The 6,218-nt window shown below is 35.8% G+C and carries 6 protein-coding genes and 1 tRNA gene; all 7 read right to left on the bottom strand.

Going from position 1 to position 6,218, the window contains the following annotated elements; genetic code table 11:
• Positions 1–140: 140 nt before the first annotated feature.
• The 7 genes from ACZQCL_RS05370 to ACZQCL_RS05340 all read right to left on the bottom strand — a co-directional run bounded on the left by ACZQCL_RS05370 (position 141) and on the right by ACZQCL_RS05340 (position 6,124).
• Complete coding sequence (locus tag ACZQCL_RS05370; RefSeq protein ID WP_333882065.1) at positions 141–2,243, bottom strand: heavy metal translocating P-type ATPase; 2,103 nt, start codon at positions 2,241–2,243, stop codon at positions 141–143.
• A 1-nt stretch (position 2,244) separates the two neighbouring features.
• Complete coding sequence (locus ACZQCL_RS05365; RefSeq protein WP_117571183.1) at positions 2,245–2,472, bottom strand: DUF1490 domain-containing protein; 228 nt, start codon at positions 2,470–2,472, stop codon at positions 2,245–2,247.
• A gap of 266 nt (positions 2,473–2,738) precedes the next feature.
• Positions 2,739–3,098, bottom strand: coding sequence for a 50S ribosomal protein L20 (gene rplT, locus ACZQCL_RS05360; protein WP_118010550.1), 360 nt, complete (start codon positions 3,096–3,098; stop codon positions 2,739–2,741).
• Between the two features lie 18 nt (positions 3,099–3,116).
• Positions 3,117–3,311 carry a 50S ribosomal protein L35 gene (gene rpmI / locus ACZQCL_RS05355; protein WP_003865815.1) on the bottom strand — a complete coding sequence of 65 codons (195 nt, stop codon included), beginning with the start codon at positions 3,309–3,311 and terminating at the stop codon, positions 3,117–3,119.
• Positions 3,312–3,324: 13 nt separating this feature from the next.
• Positions 3,325–3,876: a translation initiation factor IF-3 gene (infC, locus tag ACZQCL_RS05350; RefSeq protein WP_117573680.1), complete on the bottom strand. Its 552-nt coding sequence runs from the start codon at positions 3,874–3,876 to the stop codon at positions 3,325–3,327.
• A gap of 227 nt (positions 3,877–4,103) precedes the next feature.
• A tRNA-Lys gene (locus ACZQCL_RS05345) sits at positions 4,104–4,179 on the bottom strand.
• Positions 4,180–4,261: 82 nt separating this feature from the next.
• Positions 4,262–6,124, bottom strand: a complete 1,863-nt coding sequence (locus ACZQCL_RS05340; RefSeq protein ID WP_288522496.1) for an ABC-F family ATP-binding cassette domain-containing protein — start codon at positions 6,122–6,124, stop codon at positions 4,262–4,264.
• Positions 6,125–6,218 lie beyond the last annotated feature (94 nt).

Raw genomic sequence — 6,218 nt, 5'->3', positions numbered from 1 at the left:
AGTAAACACGGAAGATAATACCGTGACTATATTATCTAAACAACAACATCCAACAGATGAATTAATCAATACTTTATCTAACGTTGGATATATTTCAAAGGCTATATAGAAAAAAACTGGATCAAAAAATCCAGTTTTTATTATAAATAATTACGCGTACATGATGCAGCAATCGCAAACGTACTTCCATTATGTAATAAGCTTGTAGTGTTTGGACTCATCAAGCCTAAAGCACCTAGTCCAATCAAGCTTGAATTAAAAGCCACGATAAAACGATAATTCGCATGAATACGCTCGAATAAATTCATAGCAAGTCGACGAAGTATAACAAGCTCATTTAAATTGCTTGAAACAAGTGTAATGTCCGCGAGTTCTCGAGCTAAATCTGAACTATCCTGCATAGAAATAGAAACATCTGCCGTAGATAGAGCTGGTGTATCATTGATTCCATCTCCGACCATAATGACAGTATGACCTTGGTCTTTCAACATCTGAATATATGCAGCCTTATCTTCTGGTAAAACTGATGCACGATAATCATCTAAATCCAATTCATGAGCCACTGCTTTTGCGGCACTATCACAATCCCCTGTCAACATAACGACTTTAGTCATTCCTAATGTTTTTAAATTATGAATAGCTTGTTTTGCCTCAACCTTTAAAGGATCATAAATACTGATAATTCCAGCGACTTGATTGTCGATTGCAAGATAAATCAAAGATCCTGCACCTTCATTTTCACAAGAACGAATGACATCATCTATATCTTTCGTTCTTTCGATACCTTCATCTTCAAACACAAAATGATCGCTACCAATAATGGCACGCTTACCATAAAGACTTGTCGCAATACCATGCGCAATGATATATTCAACCTTGGCATGCTCTTCTTCATGAATCAAGCCTTCTTTTTTTGCCTGGTTTACAATCGCGTTGGCTACACTATGAGGAAAATGCTCTTCAAGACAAGCTGCAATTCTTAATACTTCATCACGCGTATACCCATTTAAAGGAACTACTTTCTTTACGGTTGGATTTGCGTTTGTCAAAGTACCCGTCTTATCAAAGACAATCACATCCGCATCTTTGATTGCCTCTAAATACTTACCACCTTTTACTAAAACATTTCGTTTACTAGCTTCTAACATAGCACTAATAACCGCAATGGAAGTCGATAATCGAATGGCACAAGAATAGTCCACCATCAATACTGATGTTGCGCGTGTTACATTTCTTGTCAAAGCTAAAACGCCAAAGAAACCTAAAAAACTAAACGGAACAATAGAATCTGCCAAATGCTCAGCCTTAGCTTGAATACTTGCCTTTAATGATTCATTTGTATCAATCATCTTAACAATATTACTAATGCGACTTTCATCTTGTAAATTACGAACACGAATAAACAGTTTACCTTCTTCAACTAAAGTACCCGCAAATACTGTGTCATTTTTCTTTACATGTTTAGAAAGAGGCTCTCCCGTAAAGCTAGATTCATTGATCATTGCTTCTCCATCCACGACTTCTCCATCGATTGGAATCATAGACCCCATTTGTGAGATGACTACATCCCCTTTTTGAAGCTTAGACATGGCAATCTCTTGTTCTACACCATCTTCTAAAATCCACACTTTATCAAATTGAATCGATAAACTATTGGATAATTCCAATTTTGTTTTCTTACGTGTGTAATCTTCTAACAAATCAGAAATATTTAGTAACATCATGATGTTTCCAGCAATCGTATAATTCTTTTGAATTAAACTTACACCAATGCTTGTGGCATCCAATAAAGGAACATTGATCTTACATTGTAAAAGTGAATTTAATCCTTCTCGAATAAACTGAATGGACTTATAAATCGTAATCGCATTGCCAAGTCCCATTGGTAAAAACCATTTAATGAAATAACGTTTACCAATAATCTTAAAGAACCGATTCATATATTCTCGATTCATCGCAATAGCTTCTGGTGATTGTGAATGAACTACAATCGAAGAAGTATCTGCATTTTGAAGATATTGGATATCTAAATCCTTTAGTTTATTCAGTAACAAGCCTTTTTGTGCTTTGTCATACAACATCAAAACACTACCCGTAACGTTGTTGACCTCCACACTCTCAATCATAGGCCATGCATAAAGATCCTTTTTTAAAACTTCGCCCTGAACACTAGAAAACTTATTCTTTCCATAGCGAATTCGCATTCGACCCGGAATGTCATGGGCAATAGTAAAACTACTCATTTTATTCGCCTTCGTTTTGAACTTTGGCTTCTTCTAATAAATCCTTTGCATCCTCTTTAATTGTCTCATACTTATAAGTTGTGTCCGATTTAAGCTTCATTCCACCAGCTAAACCTTTAACAGCTAAATCATGGGCTGTGTTACTTTTTAAAAACTTAGACCCAGCTAGAGCTGTCGCTGCACCTCCAATAAATGTCCACATTGTTTTGTTTTTCCATCCGTCTTTCATAATATACCTCCTAAGAACTATGAATGTAAGTTAGAATTAGTTGATTCTAACTTACAGTTAGTATAATCTTACTTTTTTAATTTGTAAACAAAAAAGGACATTTTTAAAATGTCCTCATCTTATGAAATCAAATTATTAAACAAGTGAAAAGAGCGATTCCATAATTGCATTTAGCGAAAGTTAGTTTCATCTAACAACTTAAGTTATACCCTATACAGAATAATTTGTCAACAAAAAAACAAAAAAACTGTCTTACGACAGTTTAATTATGCATTTAAAGCTGCTTTTGCTTCTTCGCAAAGTTTAGTGAAGCCTTCAGCATCGTGAATAGCCATTTCACTTAACATTTTACGGTTGATAGCAATATTAGCTAATTTTAATCCGTGCATTAAACGAGAGTATGATAAGTCATTCATACGTGCAGCTGCATTAATACGTGTAATCCAGATTTTACGCATGTTTCCTTTTAACTTACGACGGTCGTTGAATGCATATCTGAATGAATGCATTACCTGCTCATTTGCAGTTTTGTATAATGTATGTTTTGATCCAAAGTATCCTTTGGCAAGTTTCAACACTTTTTTTCTACGAGCGCGTGAAACTGTTCCACCTTTAACTCTTGCCATTCTTTATATCCTCCTTAATTACTTAACTAACATTTCCTTAATACGTTTGTAATCTGTAGCATGTACAGTACCTGGTTTAGCTAAGTGACGACGTTGTTTCTTAGTCTTTCCATGGAAACGGTGAGATGTATAAGCGTGAGATCTCTTTAATTTTCCAGAACCTGTCTTTTTTACACGTTTTGCTAATCCTCTGTGGCTCTTCATTTTAGGCATAGTCTAGTCCTCCTTACTTCTTTTTAGGTGCCAACACTGTTGACATCGTATTACCTTCCATTGAAGGTTTTTTCTCAACGATAGCTACTTCATCCATAGCTTCGATGAAGTCATTCATGATCTTACGACCAACTTCCAAGCGAGTGATCAAACGACCACGGAATCGCATATCAATCTTTACTTTCATACCCGCTTCGATCCATTTTGACGTCTGACGAACTTTTGTTTCAAAATCGTGTGTATCGATAATCGGCGATAAACGCAAAGATTTAACTTCAACAACATGTTGCTTACGCTTAGCTTCTTTTGCTTTTTTCTGTTGTTCGAAATGATAACGACCATAGTCTAAAACTTTACACACGGCCGGACGCGCCTTGGGTGCTACACACAACAAATCTAAATTTTGTTTGTATGCAATGTCCAATGCTTCTTTTTTTGACATAACTCCCAATTGTTCTCCATTCGCATTGATGACAAGAACTTCTCTAAACGGAATCTTTTCGTTAAACAAATCATCGTTTACATTATTTGGGGCAACTTTTCTATTATTGATATTCGACACCATCCTTTTTCATTTTTCCAAAAAGAAAATGGGTGCATTCCACACCCATCACTCTTTTAAACGAATTCAAACTGAATTGGCCGTAAACCTATGTCCCTTAGACATCAGGTGAGAAGGGGTGCTTCTATCTTTCCATTTCTTTTACTTATTGATAATACCACACACATATGGTTTATTCAATATCTTTTTTCAAAAAAATAAAGCCGAGTAAATCGACTTAAACACATAAATGGTGGACTCTTGGGGATTCGAACCCCAGACCCACTGATTAAGAGTCAGTTGCTCTGCCAGCTGAGCTAAGAGTCCATTTATCAGTGCCCATTTATATTACCACAGCATATTTTTAAATGCAACTATTTTTTCAAAAAAAGAGTGCCGAATTGACACCCTATTCCAACATAGCCATTTTTTCTTCCCACTCTTGCATCAATGCAGCAATTTCGTTGTGTTTATCATCTATTTTCGCATCTAACTCTTCCATCTTACGATAATCTTGATAATATTCTGGTTCATATCTCAATTCTCGCATTGCCTCTAAATCTTGTTCTGCTTCCTCTAAAAGCACTTCTAGTTTTGCGACACGATTCTTAATTGCTTTTAAATCCGTGAAAGATACCGTTTGCGGCTTCACTTCTTTTTCAACCTTGGCAACCGATTCCACAAGTTCATTACTTGCCTTTTTTTCTAAGTACTCTTCGTAATTCAAATCATACACTTTACTGATTGAACCCATTTCTAGTACACGTGTAGCCATCTTCTTTAAAAACATACGGTCATGCGACACAAATAGAATTGTTCCATCATATTTTTCTAAAGCGGACTCCAAAGCTTCTTTCGCCGGAATATCTAAGTGGTTTGTAGGTTCATCCAATAATAAAACATTATCATGCTCTAACATTAATTTTGCCAAAGCCAATCGAACTCTTTCTCCACCCGATAAATCATTCACTTCTTTAAACACTTCATCCTGTGTAAAAAGGAAACTCGCTAACGTATTACGAATCTGTGTTTGTGTTGCATCCGGATCCATATCCCACAATTCATCCAATACATTCTTATTCGACTTCATCTGAGCACTTTCCTGATTGAAATACCCTACATCAATTTGATGACCAAATTTAAAGCTACCTGATATTGCAGGCAGTTCTTTCACCAAAGTCTTGATCAAAGTTGATTTACCTATTCCATTAGGACCAACGATAGCCATTCTTTGTCCTTGCAATAACTGAAAAGAAACATCAGACAGCACTTTATCATAACCAACCTGTAAATCTTCCACTTCAAGAACCTGCTTACCACCTTTTCTTGCGCAAGTAAACACAGCCTTCATCTGACTTGTATCTGAAGTACTATCTTCAATTCTATCCATGCGATCTAAATATTTCTGCTTACTCTTGGCAAAAGCGGCCTTATTCTTTTTATAGCGGAATTTTTCAATCAAATCTTCTAAACGATGAATCTCTTGTTGCTGACGAATATACGCTTCATGATTCTTTTTTAGATATTCATCTTTTGCCTTCAAATAATGCGAGTAATCCCCCACATATCTTTGAGTTTTACCAAACTCAATTTCCACGATTTCATCTACAACATGATCCAAGAACATTCGGTCGTGACTCACTAAAACAACCGCGAAAGGATAATGCTTCACATAATTTTCAAGCCATTCAATAGCTGCAATATCCAAATGGTTTGTCGGTTCATCCAATAATAAGATATCTGGTTTTGTCAATAACAGTTTAACCAGCGCAATTCTCGTTTTTTGTCCAGAACTAAATTCACACAATTTTTTATTTAAATCACTTTCATCAAACTGAAAATGGAAAAATACATTCTTTAATTCCACCTCATATTGATATCCATTCAATGCCTCAAAACGTGTCTGCAATGCATCATACTTTTCAAGTTGTTTCTCACTTGAATCCATTTTAAGCACTTCTGCCTGGGCATTTAACTGCTTTTCCAATTCTCGAACCTTGTCAAAAGCCGTTAAAAGTTCTTCATACACTGTTTTTTCTTCATCCACAAAAGTAATCTGTGCCAAATACCCAATATTTGTACCATTTAAAACCATACGAGAACCCGAATCATAGTGTTCCTGTCCACATATAATTTTCATCAATGTTGTTTTACCACAGCCATTACGACCAACCAACGCAATCTTTTCATTATCACGCACTTGAAAGTTAGCACCTGCCAAAACTGTTTTTGCTCCAAATGACTTTTGTATATTACTTAATTGTAACTTCATAAGTAAATTTATCTCCTTCTCTAAAATAAACAGTTGGAGATAAACTCCTCTAAGAACCGTACGTGCAGTTTTCCCGCATACGGCTCCCCACTGT

This window comes from Holdemanella sp., from assembly GCF_056804935.1.
Note: the sequence above shows the minus strand (reverse complement) of the source record. Positions and strands in the feature narration are given on the sequence as shown.

Coding starts and splice junctions, on each gene's coding strand:
- ACZQCL_RS05370 (WP_333882065.1), bottom strand. CDS start 2,243: ATGAGTAGTTTTACTATTGCCCATGACATTCCGGGTCGAATGCGAATT.
- ACZQCL_RS05365 (WP_117571183.1), bottom strand. CDS start 2,472: ATGAAAGACGGATGGAAAAACAAAACAATGTGGACATTTATTGGAGGT.
- rplT (WP_118010550.1), bottom strand. CDS start 3,098: ATGGCAAGAGTTAAAGGTGGAACAGTTTCACGCGCTCGTAGAAAAAAA.
- rpmI (WP_003865815.1), bottom strand. CDS start 3,311: ATGCCTAAAATGAAGAGCCACAGAGGATTAGCAAAACGTGTAAAAAAG.
- infC (WP_117573680.1), bottom strand. CDS start 3,876: ATGGTGTCGAATATCAATAATAGAAAAGTTGCCCCAAATAATGTAAAC.
- ACZQCL_RS05340 (WP_288522496.1), bottom strand. CDS start 6,124: ATGAAGTTACAATTAAGTAATATACAAAAGTCATTTGGAGCAAAAACA.